At 57.8% G+C, this 18837-nt stretch carries 14 protein-coding genes; 10 read left to right on the forward strand and 4 right to left on the reverse strand.

Features of this window, described 5'->3' with window-relative positions:
- The first annotated feature begins 247 nt into the window (after positions 1-247).
- Positions 248-829, forward strand: coding sequence for a hypothetical protein (locus ETAA8_RS16080; RefSeq protein ID WP_145090226.1), 582 nt, complete (start codon positions 248-250; stop codon positions 827-829).
- A gap of 27 nt (positions 830-856) precedes the next feature.
- On the opposite strand, the gene ETAA8_RS16085 is transcribed toward ETAA8_RS16080, so the two are convergent.
- A complete protein-coding gene (locus ETAA8_RS16085; protein WP_145090230.1) occupies positions 857-1264 on the reverse strand; it encodes a response regulator transcription factor in 408 nt (135 codons plus the stop codon).
- Positions 1265-1456: 192 nt separating this feature from the next.
- Here ETAA8_RS16085 and ETAA8_RS16090 point away from each other — a divergent pair, with 192 nt between their 5' ends.
- From ETAA8_RS16090 to ETAA8_RS16105, 4 genes are all read left to right on the forward strand, one after another.
- Positions 1457-2227, forward strand: a complete 771-nt coding sequence (locus tag ETAA8_RS16090; RefSeq protein WP_145090233.1) for a phytanoyl-CoA dioxygenase family protein — start codon at positions 1457-1459, stop codon at positions 2225-2227.
- Between the two features lie 267 nt (positions 2228-2494).
- Positions 2495-3904 carry a transposase gene (locus ETAA8_RS16095; protein ID WP_145090236.1) on the forward strand — a complete coding sequence of 470 codons (1410 nt, stop codon included), beginning with the start codon at positions 2495-2497 and terminating at the stop codon, positions 3902-3904.
- Positions 3905-3957: 53 nt separating this feature from the next.
- Positions 3958-4872 (forward strand): hypothetical protein, encoded by a 915-nt coding sequence (locus ETAA8_RS16100; protein ID WP_145090239.1) that lies wholly within the window; start codon positions 3958-3960, stop codon positions 4870-4872.
- Between the two features lie 417 nt (positions 4873-5289).
- Entirely contained in the window at positions 5290-5829 is a 540-nt protein-coding gene (locus ETAA8_RS16105) for a hypothetical protein (RefSeq protein ID WP_145090242.1), read from the forward strand.
- A 40-nt stretch (positions 5830-5869) separates the two neighbouring features.
- Here the strand turns inward: ETAA8_RS16105 and ETAA8_RS16110 are convergent, their stop codons facing one another.
- Entirely contained in the window at positions 5870-7360 is a 1491-nt protein-coding gene (locus ETAA8_RS16110) for a cryptochrome/DNA photolyase family protein (RefSeq protein ID WP_145090245.1), read from the reverse strand.
- A gap of 268 nt (positions 7361-7628) precedes the next feature.
- Here ETAA8_RS16110 and ETAA8_RS16115 point away from each other — a divergent pair, with 268 nt between their 5' ends.
- Positions 7629-8774, forward strand: a complete 1146-nt coding sequence (locus ETAA8_RS16115) for a GTPase (RefSeq protein WP_145090248.1) — start codon at positions 7629-7631, stop codon at positions 8772-8774.
- On the opposite strand, the gene ETAA8_RS16120 is transcribed toward ETAA8_RS16115, so the two are convergent.
- Positions 8771-9082 (reverse strand): hypothetical protein, encoded by a 312-nt coding sequence (locus ETAA8_RS16120; RefSeq protein ID WP_145090253.1) that lies wholly within the window; start codon positions 9080-9082, stop codon positions 8771-8773. The genes ETAA8_RS16115 and ETAA8_RS16120 overlap by 4 nt on opposite strands.
- Positions 9083-9590: 508 nt before the next feature.
- Between ETAA8_RS16120 and ETAA8_RS16125 the strand changes: the two genes are divergently transcribed.
- The gene (locus ETAA8_RS16125; RefSeq protein WP_145090255.1) at positions 9591-13130 is read left to right on the forward strand and encodes an efflux RND transporter permease subunit; all 3540 of its coding nucleotides are present in this window, start codon (positions 9591-9593) and stop codon (positions 13128-13130) included.
- A 32-nt stretch (positions 13131-13162) separates the two neighbouring features.
- Here the strand turns inward: ETAA8_RS16125 and ETAA8_RS16130 are convergent, their stop codons facing one another.
- Positions 13163-14737: a 30S ribosomal protein S1 gene (locus tag ETAA8_RS16130; protein WP_145090258.1), complete on the reverse strand. Its 1575-nt coding sequence runs from the start codon at positions 14735-14737 to the stop codon at positions 13163-13165.
- A gap of 1235 nt (positions 14738-15972) precedes the next feature.
- Here ETAA8_RS16130 and ETAA8_RS16135 point away from each other — a divergent pair.
- From ETAA8_RS16135 to ETAA8_RS16145, 3 genes are all read left to right on the forward strand, one after another.
- A complete protein-coding gene (locus ETAA8_RS16135; RefSeq protein WP_202921870.1) occupies positions 15973-17148 on the forward strand; it encodes a zinc-binding metallopeptidase family protein in 1176 nt (391 codons plus the stop codon).
- A 351-nt stretch (positions 17149-17499) separates the two neighbouring features.
- On the forward strand, positions 17500-18006 hold the full coding sequence (locus tag ETAA8_RS16140; RefSeq protein ID WP_202921871.1) for an FHA domain-containing protein: 507 nt from the start codon (positions 17500-17502) through the stop codon (positions 18004-18006).
- 48 nt (positions 18007-18054) lie between these two features.
- The gene (locus ETAA8_RS16145) at positions 18055-18825 is read left to right on the forward strand and encodes a MinD/ParA family ATP-binding protein (protein ID WP_145090264.1); all 771 of its coding nucleotides are present in this window, start codon (positions 18055-18057) and stop codon (positions 18823-18825) included.
- Positions 18826-18837: the final 12 nt, after the last annotated feature.

Raw genomic sequence — 18837 nt, forward strand, 5'->3', positions numbered from 1 at the left:
GCTGCCCGGCCACTGTGAGAAACTTTGTCGCTTAGGCCGCCCGAATGGGCGGCAGATTTGCCGCCAGCTGGCATATTCGGCAACTGCTCAAAAAAATCGAAGAAGTGAGTCAAGTCCGGACGAACCGAATTGCAGCGTATCGCTGCGCGGATGGAGCACAGAGAGAGCAGCACTGCAGCACTGCAGCACTGCAGCTGGCGGCAGGAATCCGCCGCTCGGCAAATCCAACGATTTGGAGTTCGGTTCGATGAATTCATTGCTAATGGCTCTCTGCCTTTGTTCCGCGGAATTGGGCGGCGGCAACTGCCCCAACTGCGTTCCCGGTCACGGCGACGTAATGGGCTCGCCAGAAGAAATCGGCTATCGCGTCGTCAGCAAGGGCGATCCTTGTTACCGCGGCACTATTTTCCCCGCCCTCAAACTCACGCGAGCCTATCGCGACAATCAGGCATTTGCCTACCATCACTTTGAAGGGAAACGGCTGCAAATATCTGGCCGCCTCGTCAACGTGAAGCGCGACCTGGTTCCCGTAGCCGTCCGTGATGCGGACGGTCGAATTGTGCTTGACCAGTTCGGCAATCAGCAGCTGGAACAGAAAGAAGCCTTCGTGGCGCTCGTCACGCCCGATGGCAAACTGCCGCTGCAGTTCGGCCTCGAGTTCCGCTTTCTGGTCGACGACATCAAGACCAAGCCAGAAATTCGCTGTGCCCTGGCCGCCCTCTGGGCGGGCCAATTCGTGACGCTGAAGGGAGACTGCAAAGGTGCCCTCACATCGCCCGATGGTCTGTACACCGCCATCATCTTCGAGAAGAGCGAAATCGTCCCCTAGTGGCGACGATGGCTTCCTCGCAGCGGCCTAACCAATTTGCCGCTGCACAGCGTCAATCAGCTTGTCCATGGCGAAGGGCTTACGCAGATAGTCATCGACCTGCAATTGGTCGACGGCATAGTCGCGGTGACGAGTCCCTTCGTTAGCGGTCACCATGATGACCTTCACGGTGCTCTTCAAACCCAACCGCAATTTCTCAAGCACGAGAAAGCCGCTCCGCTTGGGCATCATCATGTCCAGAATGATCAGGTCGGGATGTTCGACCTCGGCCATCGCCAGCCCTTGGTTGCCGTCGCGGGCCACCAGAATCTGATACCCCTTCGATTCTAGCGCGTAACGCATGGCGTCGATGATTTCGGCATCGTCGTCCACCAGCAAGATCCGCTTTTGCGCAGGGCTGGTGGTGTCGGCGACTGGCTGTTGCTCCTGGGGCATTTCGACGCTCGTTTCCTACGCGTTACTGCGGGCCTGAAAGTCATTTTCTCGCACGGGCTTTCTCAGGAAAGCACCCCTGCCGACCACGCGTGTGGCCAAAGCAGTTTTACCAACTGGTCTGTCTAGCTTATAAAAGCAGTTTAGCAGAAGCAATCTGCCAGTACGAAGTACCAGCTCCGAGCGCTGCCCAATATGAACACTCTGCAGACCACCGTTTTCACCGACCGCCAGCTTGCTACCTACCGGGAAGATGGGTTTTTCATCGCCCGCGGGCTGTTTGACGACGTCGAGATCAACCGTTTGCTCGAATATGCCCGCACCGACCCGAATTTTGCCGCGTCCCTTTATGGGCGCAAAGATTCGACCGGCATGGAGACCAAATTGGCCCTCTGGAACACGGCTGGCGAAGACCTGTACGGCATGTTTGCCCGCTCGCCGCAAATTGTCGACCGCCTGGAGCAGTGCCTCGGAGGCGAGGTCTATCTCTATCACATGAAGATGATGCTCAAAGAGCCGCACGTGGGCGGCGCTTGGGAATGGCATCAGGATTACGGCTATTGGTACAACAACGGCTGCCTCTATCCGCTGCTTGCCAGCTGCCTGATTGCCGTCAATGCCCACACCCGCGCCAATGGCTGCCTGCAAGTGCTGCGCGGTTCGCATTTGCTCGGGCGGATCGACCACGGCAAGACCGGCGATCAAACCGGGGCCGACCTGGAACGAGTGAATGCCGCCCTCGAACGGTTGGACCTCGTCTACTGCGAATGTGCGCCTGGCGACGCCATCTTCTTCGATAGCAACCTGCTCCACCGCAGCGACGCTAACACCTCCGACGACCCCCGCTGGTCCCTCATCTGCTGCTACAACGCCCGGCGGAACGATCCTTACAAGGACTCGCGCCATCCTCGCTACACGCCCCTCAGCAAAGTCAGCACGTCGGCCATTCGTGACTGGGGAGCGTAGATCAGCACCGTGCAAACGCGCCTAAACGTTCAACCAGCACTCCCTTAATTGAACAGTCATTGCTCGGAAACCCGAGAGTTGCGCTATCTGCTGTCCAATTAAGGAACTCTTATTTGAACACCCTCCCGTTTTTTGGGGGGTGGCACGCAACGCCGTGAACCCTTTTTGGCGAGAGTGAAAAAGTCTTGATGCGATTGAGGTTAGTGGCGATGCTTTCGTTTCTCACCGCGAAAGGATCGTTCACCGCTCACCCGAAAGGATTCGGGAATGTCGCATCAAGACCCTAGTCGAAGTCAGCAAGGTCGAAGTCAGGTTGTCGTTGCCGAGTTCCAAGCGGATCAGCTCAAGCAGTCACTGGAGCGATTGCTCGGCGAGGGGGACTGGGGTGCGATTCGGTTTCGTGACGACTGCACGTGGGGCCCACGGCAATTGGCGGCCACGGCGTTGCTCTGGGCTTGGTCGGATGAACTCACGCTGGGGGACCGCTTCTTTGCTGCCCGCAGATTAGCTCAATTTCTGTTTGCGCCGCAACAGGAGTTTGCCAGTTCGGTGCAAGCCTTCATGAAGTTGCTGCTGCGTTGGACGGTGCTGCTGGTCGGCGTATTGCAGGTGACGTTTCGACGGCAGATGCAGCGTGCATTTCCCACCCTTTGGCGAGTTCATGGCCTGGTCCTCTTCGGCATTGATGGCAGCCGAGTCGACGTGCCGCGAAGCAAGTCACACGAGGCGGCACATGCTCCGGTTCGCGATGGTAAGGGACGAAAACTCAAACGCAATCGTCGCCAGAAACCGCGCACCGCGATTCACTCGCGCAAGGCAAGCGTCCCGCAAATGTGGTTGACCCTGCTGTTTCACGTCGGCACAGGACTGCCTTGGTCGTGGCGAATCGGTCCGACCGGCAGTAGCGAGCGCGAGCATTGGTTGGCGATGCTCGACGAACTTCCGAGCAATGCCCTGATCACCGCCGATGCTGGCTTCGTGGGTTACGATTGTCTGCGCGCCGTTGTTAACAGTGGTCGCCATTTCCTGGTGCGAGTCGGTTCGAATGTGCGTCTGCTGTACAAGCTGGGCTTCTCCCGCGAAGTCGTTGGCACGGTGTATCTCTGGCCCGATCGTGCTGCCCGTCGCAGCCAGCCGCCGCTCGTGTTACGCCTCGTCGTGGCCACTGGTGGAAAGTATCCGGTCTACTTGCTCACCAGCGTCGGAGAAGAAGAATTATCGCGCGGACAAGTCCTCGACGTTTACCGTCGTCGCTGGGGCGTGGAACTCTTCTTTCGCCACTTGAAGCAAACGTATCAGCGCCGCAAACTTCGCAGCACCAATGCCGCGCATGCGCGTTTGGAGTTGGAGTGGTCGCTGCTGGGACTATGGAGCATGGCGCTCGATGCTCAGGTCCAAGCGACGCGCGTACAACTAGATCCTACTCAACTCAGCCTAGCGGGCGTCTGGCGCACGTATCGGCGGCTGATGCGCGACTATCGACATCCGCTGGCTCGGCAACAATCGCTCCCCCACCAACTCCCTCAAGCAGTGCGCGACACCTACGAGCGAGCCAACAAATCCAGCCGCAACTATCCTCGCAAAAAACGTCCCGACCCGCCCGCTGGCTCTCCCGAGTTCCTACTCGCTACCAAGTCCCAAATCCATCGCGCCCGCTACCTCACGACCGCTGCCTAAAAAGGGTTCACGGCGTTGGGTGGCACGTGGTGGTACTCCACCCGTGTGCTCCGATGTCTTCTGCGGTAAGGTTGCTTGCCAAGGGTGACGGAAATCAGCTCGAATTCGCCTGCAGTTGCAGCGCAGTGTTACCTCAGAATGGCATGTACTCCACCACTCGCTGCGTCATTCCCGCGCACGAAAATGGCCAGCAAACACGGGTGAGTACTCCCGTGCCACCCAATAATCAGCAGCGTTCAGACGTGCGACGCCGCCGGGGACGTCGATGCTGCACAGAAAACATGCGAACAAACAAATCCAGCCGACGTGCGGAAAGACTCGGCTCAAGATGGTTCATCAACCGCCGCACGCAGCTGATTTGTAGTGTTAGGCATCCAAAGGGCACAGCTGCTATGGACCACGACGACGGGTACGCGTTCCCGGCTGCAAACATCGGAGATACGGACTTGGTCGCTCTTGCCCAGACCAACCCCACGGCGGCCAAGGAGATCGCGCGACTCGAAGTCCTGTTGAGTCGCGGCGAGGAAACCAAGGAGGAGTTCCTGCAGCTTTGCCAGTTGCTATTCGATGTGGGTTCGATTTCAGCATCTGAAATCCTGCTGCGCCGCAACCTTGACTACTATGAGGGCCACGCGCTTTACGTTCGTCTGCACGGCTCAGCCAAGCAAGAAGAGTTCGCTACGGCGATTGCGGCTTTCAAGTCGCAATTCGAAGTGGACTTGGTGCTGATGGCGGAGAACTACTTTCTTGTTTCAATGTTTCGCTCGAATGGAGGCCCGCGGCGCTTCGACGATCTCGTCCTCCTTTCGAGCCCTTGTGAGATCAAGTTCGGTTACATTGAGCAAGACAAGGTCGAAGCGGACGTGACATTGCTTGATCCAGGGCGAGAGGTCTTCGCCGCCGATGAATGCTTGTTGTTGTTCTTCGTGAATGGTGTTTGGGAACTCGCGGATCCGCTGGATACATAACAAGTCGCTGCACCAGACGGGGGCCGCATTACGGTTTTTCGGAATTCACAGGTTCCTCGGCGGCCCCGGCGGGTGGCACGGGAGTACTCACCCGTGTTCTTCCCTGTCTTCTGCGGTAAGGTTGCTTGCCAAGAGTGACGGAAATCAGCTCGAATTCACCTGCAGTTGCAGCGCAGCGTTACCTCAGAATGGCATGTACTCCACCACTCGCTGCGTCATTCCCGCGCACGAAAATGGCCAGCAAACACGGGTGAGTACTCCCGTGCCACCCGATAATCAGCAGCGTTCAGACGTGCCACCCCGCTGCAAATCAAATTGTGGCCCCTTTTATTTTTCTTGCTTACTGCACTCTGCTCTGATTCAAATATCCTTCGCGGCGACGTTAGATCTAGGAAGTGAGCAGGTGGTGGCTAATTGATGACAGGAACTATCCGCACTCGTTTGGTCGCGATGGTTATGTACGGAGCTATGGTACTTGTAGGTTGCGGTGTAAGGACTAGTTCTTCCATAGACAACAAGATTACGACGAAACACCAGACTGTTTATGTCGTTCATGAATTCATGTGGCGTTGGCGTTCAAACCGCTCGCCGTTGGTTTTGGACGAAGGGCGACCTGGCAAGCCGGTAAAGTCATTCTTAGACCGTGAGCGAGCAGAGGAACATTGCCGAGCACTCAATTTGCACAAGCGTGCGAAATCAAACCCTTTTCGCTACCTGCCAGAAGAGGGAGAGTACACCTCGATGGATAGGGTGGCATTTCTGGCCGCCGTTCGCGCTGAAGGACTTATCCCACCCGCAGATTCGCCGGAAGCGGGCAACGATGAACTTGCTTGGATATGGTTTGAATGGTGGGAAAACCATCGACGCGAGTGGGATAACGATCGCGTGGAGCGATTATGGAAAGCAATGGACCGAGTCTATTTCTACGAGGTATTGCCAGTGGAACTCGTGCCTTAATCGCAAGGTTGTTCGGGTAAACTCACGAAGGCGCAGAATCTCACTCGCTGTATTCACTGTATTCACGCAAATAATTCTTCACCTTGATCTTCCGGGCGGTGTTTTCGCTGCTCATGTAGCGGATCATGCCGAAGATGGGGCGCTCGGGTGCCCAGGGGCGATCGTAGCGTCCGAGGCACCAGAAGATGCCGCTGTACGAGTTGGGATTGCGACCGTCGACTGCGTATTTGTTGTTCAAGTGAATCAGCGTCTGCAGCGCGTCCTCGGGCGAGGCCGACCATTCGAGTACCTTCTTGCCCCAGAGCATGCGCAGGTAATTGTGCATCCGCCCTTCGCGCACTAACTGTCGCTGGGCTGCATTCCAGAGCGGATCGTGCGTGGCAGCTGACTCGAATTGATCGAGGTCGTAAAGATTTGGACGAGCGTCTTTGGCATGTTTCGCCAGCGACTTGCGGCACCACTCGGGAAGGGACTCGTACTGGTCGTAATCGTCGGGACGATGCGTGCAGAAGTTGAAGCCGATCTCGCGCCAGGTGATGAGTTCGTCGAGAAACGATTCGAGCGGCGGTGATGTGCCCCACCAGCCCGAGTTCTTGCCATCGGCCTTCTTGGCCAGACAATCGAGCGACCAGTCTTCTTGCCGGACGGCCGCGGTAAACATTTCGTGCACCGAAAGGTGACCAAAGTGCAAATAGGGTGAAACTCCACTGGCCGCGTTCGCATCGGGCTGATTCCGCTCATCGGCATAACGAGCAAGGCGATGTTTGAGAAACTCTTTGAGGACAGTTTCTGCAACCGCGCTTCCGCCGTGAATCGACGCGGGGAGCACACTGTGATCGATGGGCAACGCTTGCAAGCCGCCGGGCGCGAGCAGCTTTGCCAAATCGGCAGGGCGCCATTCCTTGGTGATACTCGCCGGCAGCTTTTCGAACGTGGGGAGTTCGCAGCGCTTGAGGGGGTCGGCGAGCGGAAACTCACTCTTCTCGAGCCACCTCGGCAGATTTTTCTGTAGCCAGCGGCGAAAGTGAAATGCCATGGTAAAGGCGTGATCGGTACCACGCAGCGGCACGATTCCATTCGAGTCGACGGCTTCGAGCCGCACGGGGAGTTGCCGCCCCGCGACTTTCACGAGCCTGGGCAAAAAGAAGCAAGGAAAATCGTCGGTGACCACGACGGCTGCCCGCTTGGCGAGTGTTGCCAACAGCCCCGAACCCTCGCCGTGAGCTGGTTCGACATAAGGAAAATAGTAGACGCCGGGATTGGCTGCCGCGGCAATTGCCTGCTGATTGGCAGCCATCCCTTCAATGACAAACCGATGAAGCCGATCGCTGGCCCAGTGATAGCGCGTTCGCAGTGCTTCGAGAATGAGTAGCGGCTTGTTCAGTTCGCGGCAATGTTCTAGTGCTCGCTGCAAACTGAAGTTGGAACGGACGCGGCGAAAGGCCGTCATCCAATACAGCACATAGTCGCCGCCAGGTTGAACGGGGGCTTGATTGACCTGGCGAATCCGCAGGGGCGGGACAGTGTGCATCGCAAGCTTTCGGGTAGTGGGCAATGTTCGCAAACTGCAAAAGGGGGGTGTCCAACAATCGGGTCGATTGTTGGACAGTACCTAGCGCCATTCACGGGTTTGCGAGCGATTCGTGTTCAACAATCGGTGGTATTGTTGGACGTTTGGGATGGAAATGGGCAGGTGATTTCGCGGCGAAGTGCGGACCCTGTTGCCCTCGACGGCAGCAATTTCAAACGACAACGCGTGATACTATACAGGGCCGACCACCTCCCAGGCTTGCAAACGCATGTCAGCAGCTGAACCTCTCATTCCGACACTTGTCGCCCTGCTCACTCCGCCTGGCCGCGGCGCGCTGGCGACGATTGCCCTGCGCGGTCCCGAGGCATATCGATTTGCCCAGGGTTGCCTCGCCACAGCGGTTCCTGCTGCCGAACGCACAGAGCGTCCCTGGTTGCGGCAATTCCAAGCGGGAGCAGGTGCCGGCGAAGAGTTGGTGGTTGCCTTTCCGAATGGAGACGAAGCCCGCTTGCATTGCCACGGCGGTGCTGCCGCCTGCGAGGCCGTGCTGAACGCCCTCGAGCGGCAGGGAGCGGTGCGCGTCGGCTGGCAGCAGTGGAACGAAGCGGTTGCTGATAACGCGATCGCTAGTTCAGCCAGAATTGCGCTAGCCGGCGCCCTCACCGAGCGCACGGCCTGCATTCTGCTCGATCAATTACACGGGGCTTTGGCAAATGAATTGCAAGCAATCTGCGATCTGCTGATGCAGTCACAAAACGTCATCGCTGCAACAGACCGGCTCGATGAGCTTCTCGCGCGTGCTTCGCTTGGCCTGCATCTTACGCAACCTTGGCGCGTGGTCATTGCGGGACGACCGAATGCTGGGAAGAGCAGTTTGCTCAATGCCCTGCTGGGATTTCAGCGGGCCATTATTAGCGAGATTGCGGGTACCACGCGGGACGTCGTTACCGCCCGCACAGCTTTTGCTGGCTGGCCCGTGGAACTGCTCGATACGGCCGGACTGCGCGAAAGCACCGATCCGGTGGAATTGGCCGGCGTCGCGCTCGCGCGGCAAGAGATAGCCGGTGCAGACTTGCTGCTGCACGTTGTTCCCGCGAATGAGCCGCTGCCTGGCAAGCTCTCGGCGAATGCCGGCTTGCTGGTGCGCACGAAGTGCGACTTGCTGCCGACAGCTGACGCGCGCGAACCGATTGACGGACTGCTCGTGTCGGTCGTTACTGGCGCAGGCTTGAAAGAACTTGGCACGGCCATCGCCGCGCACTTAGTGCCGCGTGCTGCGGAGCCTCAAACCGCGGTTCCATTTACGGCCGGGCAAGTCGCCGATTTGAAACAATGCCGCGCCGCGATCGCTAGCGATCCGGCGCGGGGCAGGCAGATTCTGCAATCAATGCTCATCGAGCGGGGGACGAACTAGTCGTCGATGATTGGCAGCAGGTAGGGGTCGTTGTACAGGAACTTAATCTTTGCGGCATTGGCTTTGAACTTGTAGTCGGCCATGGCGGCGTCGGTCGAACCAGCAGCGCGAAAGTCAGCCCACAGCACATCGAGTTCGGCGACGTAGGCATTCCAATTGGCTCGGCGAGCACGATCGACGGCCTTGCGTTCGAACAGTTGAATCGTCGGCTGAGCACTCTTGCCTACGGAGGCATGATTCTCAACCGGGTGACCAGGGGGGACCATCGTGGTCGACATTGCTACGGATACGAGCCAGGCAGACAACATAAGTCGCTCCCAAAAATGAACCAGCGGCGAACTCTGTGGACAGCAGTCTGCGCGGGGAACCAGGCCCTCGGCAGCCGCAAACTTTGCGTGTTCGGATAAATTTAGCTCACGTTCGGGGCGATGCCAGTAAAACGCCCCGTTCGCTGGGTTCTGCCGGGAAATCGCAACTTGCTGACCCGCCAGAATCGGGATAGGATGGCGAGCTCGGTTGAGCAGGCAAGATACGGGCAACTCAGCCGAAATGCGTCTGGCAAGCCTGGAGTTCTGCGTAAGACATCGCCCCCCGAACGGCAGTTTTCCGCTTTATTCCGAGCTGGCGAGCCGTACCTTTTGAAGCCAACCTTCCTTCGTTGCCGAAGGTGAGAATAACCCGGCTTGCGCTTGGCATTACGGCTTTACTAGCTGTGCTGTCACTTGGCAGGCCACCAGTTCCTCTCGAGCGGAACGCCGGCGATGAATTTCATCGCCGCCGGCCAGCGCCACCTCACCCCAGCCAGCCCACGCAGCGATGACAGAAAAGACCACCTTTTTCGGCCGGCGTGCGATCATCGTGCTGATGATTGTGTTCTTCCTCGTTCCCTTTGCGCTGCGCGGTGCGCGCATGTCTGTGCTGGGGATGAAGAACGATGTTCGCGATTGGCTACCCAAGGGCTTCAGTGAGACCGCGGAGCTTGCCTGGTTTCGCCAACACTTTCTGAGCGAGCAGTTTGTCGTTGTCAGTTGGGATGGCTGCACAGGCAACGAAGCCGATCAACGCTACAAACTGTTCCTTGCCAAACTCAAACCCGAAGAAGCTCCCTCGAAGTTAGCTGCCGAGCAGGCCGCGGTGGCCAAGCGCGAGCAGGCCGCCCTTGCCAAACTGAATAGCGAAGGCCAAGAAGCCGCCAACGATGGCGCAGGTAGTAGCGAAACAATCAGCGACGCCACCGAACAGGTCGCAGACGAAGCGTCGCCAACCCGGTATATCCACCAGGCCGATTTCATTGGCGATCGCCTGGGGCTCTACTTACCCAAGTATGTGGACGGCTCCTTTGACGTTGCAGAAAACTGGGGCATGCGCGGCGAGAAGTGGCTGCGCGGGCGGGCCAATCCAGATAGCGACAGCGTGGAAGAAGCCTGGTACTACATTACACCCGACGGCGACTTGTATCGCTGGGATGGCGTCGACGCGCCGTTAGCATCTGCCTATCGCGAGCTGCAAAGAAAAATCGCCCCGCAACCGGTTCGCGGTCAGCTGGTCCATTCATTTGGCAAGGTCGATGGCCCCTGGTATTTTGCCGAGCCGCGGCGTCTGCGTGCCCAACTCTTCAAAACGGTGACGACCGGTCCTGACGTTCTCGCCAGCCTCGTTCGCCCCGGTGGTGAACTCGCCAGCAATCCAGAAGAAGCCAAAGAGCGTTTGACCGGCATGCTCTTTGGTCCGAACGGCGAGCAGACCTGCATGGTCCTCACGCTCAGCGACGCCGCCAAACACAACTTGCACTTGGTGCTCGGGCGCGGTGGTCTCGGCAAGCCGCGCGGTCGCCTCTACGAGATCGCACAAGAATCGAACATCTCCGAGCAGCAACTGCGCCTGGGTGGGCCGCCAGTCGATAACGTCGCGATCGATGAAGAAGGTTCCATCACGCTGGTTCGCCTAATTGGCATGACGGCCATCTTAGGGCTGGGCCTTTCGTTGGCCTGCTTCCGTACCATTTCGGCCACCATCATGGTCTTTCTGGTTGGTGGCATTAGTGCAGTCGTCACGCTTGCCATGATGTGGTGGTTTGGCGACACCGTCGATGCCATCGCCATGTCGATGCCAGCGCTCGTATACGTGCTCGGTCTGTCAGGAGCCGCGCACACGATCAATTACTATTACGATGCCGTTGAAGAAAAGGGGCTGATCGGCGCTCCCGAGCGCGCGATCATGAAAAGCTGGAAGCCGGCACTACTCTGTAATATTACCACTGCCATCGGCCTCTTTTCGCTGATTACCAGCGAACTCGCACCGATCCGCAAGTTCGGCTTTTATGCAGGCCTCGGTGTGCTGGCCACGCTCATCATCACGCATACCTACCTGCCAGCCGCTTTGCAGATCTGGCCGCAGATTCGCAAAAAGAAGGCCGCTGGCGCAGACGACAGGCCTTGGCTCGATACCTTCCTGGGCGACTTCTGGCAAAAGCTCGGCGGCTTCATTGTGCGCAATCATGCGGTCGTAGCGATCGTCTGCATCATCGTCATTGCCGCCACGGGCTATGGCGTGATGTACACCAATACTTCGGTGAATATGCTGCGGATGTTCCATTCCAAAGCCAAGATCATTCAGGACTATGAATGGCTCGAGGCCAACCTCGGCGAACTCGTGCCGATGGAAATTGTGGTCCGCGTACCGAAAGCATCGCTCTTGCCACCGGCTGCTGAGTTAACGGCTGAGAATCTGCGCGTCGACGAGCTGACCCAGCAGTTTGAGTCGGCGACCGATCCAGCGGAAAAGCAGAAGTTCGCGACCGAACTCGGCAAGCTCGAAGTGGTCCAACTGCAGCGGCAAAAACAGATGCCATTTCTCGAACGGATGGAACTTGCCGCCCGCGTTCAGCGTGTGGTGCAACAAGAGTTTGGTGCCACTGGCAATGGCAAGATTGGCCGAGCAATGAGTGCGGCCACCTTCGTCCGCAACCTGCCGGAGCCCAAAGGGGACAGCCGCAGCATGCTCACTCGCGGAGCCACGAGCAAACGATTGGAGGCTCACCGCGAAGAGTTTCTGCATAGCGACTACCTCCGGTTAGATGAGCAAGATCAATCGGAACTTTGGCGCGTGAGTATCCGCGTTGGTGCCACCAAAGGCGTGGATTACGGCACTCTCATTCACGAATTAAAGGATGCCGTCGAGCCGATTCTTTCGGCCCAGCAGCGTCGCGATCACATCATGCAGGAACTGATTGCCAAGCGCGGCAATAAGTCTCCGGCCAATAGCAAGGTTTTGTTGCTCGGCGTACCCGCACCTGCTCCGCAGGAAGTGGCGGCAGCTCCAGCGGCCAATCAGAACGGCACGACAAAGCGTCAGGTGAACCAAACGGCGATCTTCAGTGAAGCACTCACCGACATGCTCACCATTAAGCGCTTGAAGGTAATAACCTTCATTCCTGGTGTGGATGAGGCACCCGCCAATTGGAAAGAATACCTGGGCAACTTCGATTGTGTCGTACTCATCAGTGATCAGGCTGCTTATAGCGGTTTCGATCTGAGTCGCGCGACCAAACTCCTGGTCGATGCCCGCGATCATAAGTTCGACGGCAACGAGTTGAACTCGGCTGCCCGTCGCTCGAAGTCAGATGTCGGCCTGACGCATGCCACGTATACCGGCGTTGTTCCGATCGTCTACAAGGCGCAGCGCACTCTGCTCAATAGCCTGATCGAAAGCACCTTCTGGTCGTTCATCACCATTACCCCGCTGATGATGTTCATCAGTCGCAGCTTCTGGGGCGGGCTGGTGGCCATGCTACCGAACGTGCTGCCAGTCCTGATGGTCTTCGGCGGCATGGGGTGGCTTGGCATTGATGTGGACGTCGGTTCGATGATGACGGCCAGTATCGCGCTCGGGGTCGCGGTCGACGATACGATTCACTATTTGAATTGGTATCGCGAGGAACTTGACCGGCTGAAGGATCGCAAGCTGGCCATCCTCGCGGCCTATAAACATTGTGCGACGCCCACCTTCCAAGCGGCCATCATCAGCGGCCTGGGACTCTCGGTGTTTGCCCTCAGCACCTTCACGCCGACCCAACGCTTCGGTTACTTGATGCTGGTCATCTTGTGGATGGGCGTGGTGGCCGAATTGATTTTCTTCCCCGCACTATTGGCTGGTCCGCTTGGTGTGGTCTTTAAGCCCCGCAAGCGGAAAGACGAAGATCTGGCGATCACGCCTGAGTTGCAATTGCCGTTGGCCGCTGTTCCAGTACCAGCAGCCAGTGAAGCGGAATCGGTTTCGTCCGTTCCGCAGCCCGCTGGCAAAGCAGCCCTTCTCAATCACTTGCGGCAAGACAACTCCCACAGCCGCCGGCACTAGTCGCTCGGTAACCAGGGTTCGGGCTGAATTAGCTACCAGTTCAGTCCGAACTTTTCGCCACCAGCTTTGCGCTTGGTGCCACCCTTAAGTTCGCCTTCGCGCTTGGGCACGATCGGTGCCCGCACGGGCTCTTCGACCACGGGAGCCGCTTCTTCCTTCTTGGTGTTTTCTTTTTGCGGTGGCTGAATCGTCGCCTTCATCGAGAGTGCGATCCGCTGCGCATCGGCATCCACAGCGAGAATCTTGGCTTCGACCTCTTGCCCTTCCTTCACGACGTTTTGGACAGCGTAGACGCGGTTATGAGCCAACTCGCTGATATGCACCATGCCTTCGACGCCCGGAGCAATCTTCACGAAGCAGCCGAAGCTGGCGAGTCGTGTGACCGGCCCGCGAATGATCGTGCCCACCGGGAACCGCTGTTCGATGCCGGTCCAAGGATGTTCTTCTGGGTTCTTCAGCGAGAGGCCAATCTTGCCGCTCTCCAGGTCGATCTTATCGACGCGAACGCGAATCTTCTGGCCTTCCTTCAGGATCTCGCTCGGGTGCTTAATCCGTTCCCAACTCATTTGGCTAATGTGAATCAAGCCATCGACGCCGCCCAGATCGACGAACGCCCCGAAGTCTTGAATCTTGCGCACGATCCCCTCGCGCAGCTGGCCCGCTTCGAGTTCGCCGAGCAGCTTCTTCTTCGATTCTTCCTTCTCGCGTTCCAGAATCCCGCGGCGGCTCAGAACGAGGTTGCCCCGACGTTCGTTGGCTTCAGTCACGACGCAAACCAACTTCTGGTCGACGTAGTCTGCCAGGTTCTCCGTGCGGAATAGCGATACCTGGCTGGCGGGAATGAAGGCCCGCGCGCCACCGACCGTGCATTCCAAACCGCCCGTGTTCGCGGCTGTCACTTTGGCTTCGACGATCGAACCTTCAATCAGGTTCGTCCAGTCGCCGCCGACAACTTTGCCCCCCGCCACGTTCACTTCGTGCAGGTCGTCTTCGGCATTGAAGCCAGTCACGGTCACTTCAAGAATGTCGCCAACGGCAGGCGGGGTTTCGAAATTGCGAACCGAGACCACTCCCTGATTCTTGCCGCCGAGCGAGACGAAAATATTATCGCCGTGAACTTCAATCACCGCCGCTCGCACTTGGGTTTCGTTCTCGACGCGGCCAGCTGAAGGCGCGGGCGATGTCTTGCCACTAACGACGTCTTCAATCGAGAGATCGCCGAGGGCTTCCTTCAACTCGGCTTCCAGTTCGGCCGACAAGGGGCCACGGCGGTTGGGCACCGGCACTGGCCCGCGGCGACCGGCCTGGCGTTGCTGCTCGGCAGCGGCGTCCAAGGCGGCTTCTTCCGAGTCTTCGCGCTCGTTGGCCGACTGCGGTTCCCCTTCGCGGCGCGGACGTTGCGGCTTGGGTGGCCGAGGCCCACGGTCGCGACGCTGGCCGCCCCCCTGTTGTCCGCCGCCTGGCTGGCCACTGGGTGCCCCACTCGTGCGGCCCACTTTGATTGGGCCACGCTTGGCTTCGTCCCCACCCCCAGCCGGTGTGGCGGGAGTCGCGGTTTCAGCAGCGGGAGGAGCAGAATTTTCGGGAGAGGTTGGTGCGGTGGACATAAGAGAATCGCGAAACAGTAAACGGGTTTATTAGCGGTGACACCTCGCCGCAACGGAAACCCCTCCATCGCAGCGAAGCTAAGCAGTCTAACATTCGGCTGCCAGCGAAGATAGCCAAGGTTGGTGCTAGCCTCCCCCTAACGATCATCTCTCAGCCGTCAGTGTTCGATCCAGGTTCTTGCACTCTCATTCCTCAGTTCGACCTCGGTTCGCTTAAGGCGAAAACAACCGCCTGAAGCAATCTCCGTTCAACGGGTCCCAGCGACCGCGCCAGTTACTGGTTGGTTCCCTTCGCGGCTTGCGGAAATTTCCGTTATTCTCAAATTTTCGACTGCCTAAGTTCTCCTTCAAGCTCAATTGGTGCAATCACTTACGGTTTAGTTAGTCAGGAAATTTCCACTAAACGATTTCCAGATAAGCGGCACTTATTTCCAAAATATGATCGCAGTAAAGTTACCTGGTTTGCCAGTTGTCGCCTCGATCGACCGATCCTGCACTTGTCCAGTCCGCGACTTTAGGGCAGCGTCCTTTCCCTAAAAACTGCCGCCGCCATGCGCTGTGAGGGGGCCAAGTAACCCACTCATTCATTGGCGCCGGCCAATAGCATCCCCGCCCCCCGCATTTGTCTAGAAATGGGGAACCAAATGCGAGTAACGTTGTTCCATATTGCGCAAGACATCTTGCCAACCTATTAGACAATGCCGTCGTGACACGTCTGGTCACGGGATGCGAAAAAAAGTAGGCGTTCGCGCTGGCACGTAGGGTGTGGCCGAGGTCGCGTCGGTGGTCTTGGTCATGGCAACTGAGTTTCCCGCGACGAGGCCCACCAGCGGGCGAGAGGGATAACGTTCTCGCGTTCCGCGAAAGCGCCAACCAGATTGAAGGCGAGAATGTGCTTCCAACCGGTTGCCAATAGCGCTTTCGCGGCCAGAGAGATTGGATCCGCTCCCTTCCCTCGTGGTGGGTCTCATCGCGGCTGAGTCCAGCGAGATGGGCAGGCCGATAGCGCGATTTGACCCACCCTACCCGCGAATGGCTGTCGCCGATGTCAGCGTGAACGCTTACGAAAAATCAAGCGGATCATTTCTGCCGATCCTCTCTTCCAACTTGCCCGGCAAGTAAAGTGGCCATTTCGTCTGCAGCAGCAGCGTCACTTCGTGTTTAGAATCTCAGGATTACAATACGGTTCTACAGTATCTCTTTCCTCTCCCGCCTTGCCCAGGAATCAGCGACACGTGGCCACCTCGATGACCGGCATTTTTGAGACCATCACCAAGCGCCTCGCCGAAGTCTGGCGGCCGACCGAACCGCTGGGGCGAGGGCGCACGTATCGCTGCCAGTGCGACCGACCCATCTTCTTTCGCAACAGCCTTTGCCTGGGCTGCAAGTCGGTGTTGGGCTACGAGCCGGAGACAGGGCAGTTGCGGGCGATCGAGCCGGGCCCCCAGCCGGACACGTGGAAACTGCCTGGTCAGACCACCGACACACCTCTCTGGAAGCGCTGCGAAAACTTCGATTCGCCCGCCGGCTGCAATTGGCTGGTAACTGCCGATGACCCCGAGCCTCTCTGTCTTTCTTGTCGCTTAAATCGCACCATCCCCGACTTGGACGACGCCCAGAACAGTCGCTGGTGGCGGCTGATCGAAAACGCCAAGCGTCGCCTCGTCGCGCAGCTAATCAGTTTGGGTTTGCCGGTCAAATCGAAGGTGAGCGAAGATACTGAGCACGGCGTGATGTTCGACTTCCTTCGTTCACCCGCCGAGGGACCGCGCGTTCTCACCGGCCATGCCAATGGTTTGATCACCATTAACGTCGAAGAAGCCGATGACTCGATTCGGGAAAAGACCCGCCACGATATGCGCGAGCCCTATCGCACGTTGCTCGGTCATTTCCGTCACGAGATCGGCCACTACTACTGGGATCGCCTGATTGCCGAGACCCCCTGGCACGAAAAATTCCGCGAGTTGTTCGGCGACGAGCGCCAGGACTATGCCGAATCCCTGCAGCGCAATTACACGCAGGGCCCGCCCGCCGACTGGGCCGATCGACACATCAGCACTTATGCTTCGGTGCATCCGTGGGAAGATTGGGCTGAATGCTGGGCTCACTACCTGCACGTGGTCGACAGCCTTGATACGGCCCTCGGCTTTGGGCTGCGGGGCGAAGATGTCGAAGCGGCTATCGAGCCCTTTTCGATTGACGACCTCTACGATCCCAAAGCCCCGGACGCCAAGCGCGTCGTGCTCCTTGTGAACTCCTGGATTCAGCTAACTACCGTGCTCAACGAACTGGCCCGCAGCATGGGGCAACCAGACTTCTATCCGTTTGTCATGTCTCGTCCCGTCCTGCGCAAGATCCACTTCATCCAAATCGTGGTGAAAGAGGCTCGCGTAAAAGTTGCCGAAGAGTAACCTCACCCATGCTGCCCGCAGAGAATCGAGGTTCACCAAACGGCTTCCCTGACTTTCAAGGTCCGATGGAAGCGGTTGAAGAATTCACCTGCAACAGATGCACTTACCCTCACGAACTCCAACGAGTTAGTGCCTGCAAATCACGCATTGCCATGCCGCATTTCTTGTCACACGCAAGCCTCTCAAAAGCCCGTTGCAGTTGTATCTCGTTTTCTGGTCAAACGTTGCAGCACCGATTGAGGGTTGCTATCGTTAGTGGCGCAAAAAGTGCTGGAGCGTGCTGGTTACGGTGAACATGGCCTTAAAACTCACGTTTCTCTCCATGCCATGCGAGCTTTTGGCGGGCTGCTCATGACTACAGACAGCGTACATCCGGATCCCAACCTATCCGTGCTGATCGAACTTCTGGATCCGACGTTCGAGAAGCCTGTGAAGTCGTGGTCCTTCGTCGGACGCACGTCCATCACCATCGGCCGAGCCAACGATCAGGACGTTGAAGTTAGTGACGTCTACGTCTCCCGCTCACATGCCAAGCTGTCGTTTTGCGACAACCGTTGGATCTTAGTGTCGCTCGGGCGAAATGGTGTGTTGGTCGAAAACAAGCAAGTCACCGACTATCCGCTCGAGTGCGGCTGCAAATTTCGCTTAGGGAGCGGTGGCCCATTTCTGCGGATGCAGACTTCGGGTGAGCAATCTGAGGGAACTCACACGATTTGTTTCGATACGTTTCCCGTCTCGATGTTCGCTCTGGACGAGGCCAATCTCCAGCAGGAAGTGACCCAAATCGCCGGCGGCAATTACTTTCAAACCTTGCAAGAGAAGGCGCGCGAACTTCGACTCCGCCGCAACTCGACCTGACTATTTCCTGCCAACCGTCTCGTCTCTCGCCGATAAGGAATTCCTCGCTTGCCGAAAATCATCTCGACCCATTCCTTCCGCGGCGGAACGGGCAAATCCAATACCACTGCTAATCTAGCGGCGCTCACGGCCAAGGCTGGCTACCGGGTCGGCATTATCGACACGGACATTCAGTCTCCGGGTATTCACGTGCTGTTTCAGATGGCCGACGGCGAAATCAAGTTCTCGCTGAACGACTATCTCTGGGGTAAGTGCGCAATTGAGGACGCCGCCTACGACGTGACCGAACGGGGGCTTGGCGGCGGCAAAGGTGGCGAGCGGACGAAGCTGTTCTTGATTCCGTCCAGCCTGAAAACAGGCGAGATCGCGCGGATTCTGCGCGAAGGCTACGACGTCGCCCTGCTGAACGACGGCTTGCAGGATCTGCTCAAGCGACTGCAATTAGATTTTCTCTTTATCGATACCCACCCTGGCGTTAACGAAGAGACGTTGCTTTCGATTGCAGTTTCGGACCTGTTGCTTCTGATCGTACGACCTGATCAGCAGGACTTTCAGGGAACTGCGGTGGCTGTCGAATTGGCGCGCAAGTTGGAAGTTCCACGGATGGTGATGATTGTGAACAAAGTGGCCCCCGGAACCGATTTCGTACAACTTCGTCGCGATGTCGAGGAATTGTTCGGAACCGAGGTCGGTGCCGTGTTGCCATTGAGCACGGAAATGGTCCGCAACGCCAGCAGCGGGTTGTTTTGCTATCGTTATCCCGCGCATCCGTTGACGCAGGAATTGGTGGCGGTCGTCGAAAAAATTATCGTTTCGTAGCACCTCCCGGAG

It is taken from the genome of Anatilimnocola aggregata (assembly GCF_007747655.1).
In the GTDB taxonomy this organism is placed as follows: Bacteria; Planctomycetota; Planctomycetia; order Pirellulales; family Pirellulaceae; genus Anatilimnocola; species Anatilimnocola aggregata.

What these genes read in the sequence shown, in the direction of transcription:
- ETAA8_RS16110 (WP_145090245.1), bottom strand. Translation starts at nt 7,360, where the DNA reads ATGCACACTGTCCCGCCCCTGCGGATTCGCCAGGTCAATCAAGCCCCC.
- ETAA8_RS16125 (WP_145090255.1), top strand. Translation starts at nt 9,591, where the DNA reads ATGACAGAAAAGACCACCTTTTTCGGCCGGCGTGCGATCATCGTGCTG.
- ETAA8_RS16120 (WP_145090253.1), bottom strand. Translation starts at nt 9,082, where the DNA reads ATGTTGTCTGCCTGGCTCGTATCCGTAGCAATGTCGACCACGATGGTC.
- ETAA8_RS16130 (WP_145090258.1), bottom strand. Translation starts at nt 14,737, where the DNA reads ATGTCCACCGCACCAACCTCTCCCGAAAATTCTGCTCCTCCCGCTGCT.
- ETAA8_RS16090 (WP_145090233.1), top strand. Translation starts at nt 1,457, where the DNA reads ATGAACACTCTGCAGACCACCGTTTTCACCGACCGCCAGCTTGCTACC.
- ETAA8_RS16080 (WP_145090226.1), top strand. Translation starts at nt 248, where the DNA reads ATGAATTCATTGCTAATGGCTCTCTGCCTTTGTTCCGCGGAATTGGGC.
- ETAA8_RS16100 (WP_145090239.1), top strand. Translation starts at nt 3,958, where the DNA reads ATGTCTTCTGCGGTAAGGTTGCTTGCCAAGGGTGACGGAAATCAGCTC.
- ETAA8_RS16085 (WP_145090230.1), bottom strand. Translation starts at nt 1,264, where the DNA reads ATGCCCCAGGAGCAACAGCCAGTCGCCGACACCACCAGCCCTGCGCAA.
- ETAA8_RS16140 (WP_202921871.1), top strand. Translation starts at nt 17,500, where the DNA reads ATGACTACAGACAGCGTACATCCGGATCCCAACCTATCCGTGCTGATC.
- ETAA8_RS16105 (WP_145090242.1), top strand. Translation starts at nt 5,290, where the DNA reads ATGACAGGAACTATCCGCACTCGTTTGGTCGCGATGGTTATGTACGGA.
- ETAA8_RS16115 (WP_145090248.1), top strand. Translation starts at nt 7,629, where the DNA reads ATGTCAGCAGCTGAACCTCTCATTCCGACACTTGTCGCCCTGCTCACT.
- ETAA8_RS16095 (WP_145090236.1), top strand. Translation starts at nt 2,495, where the DNA reads ATGTCGCATCAAGACCCTAGTCGAAGTCAGCAAGGTCGAAGTCAGGTT.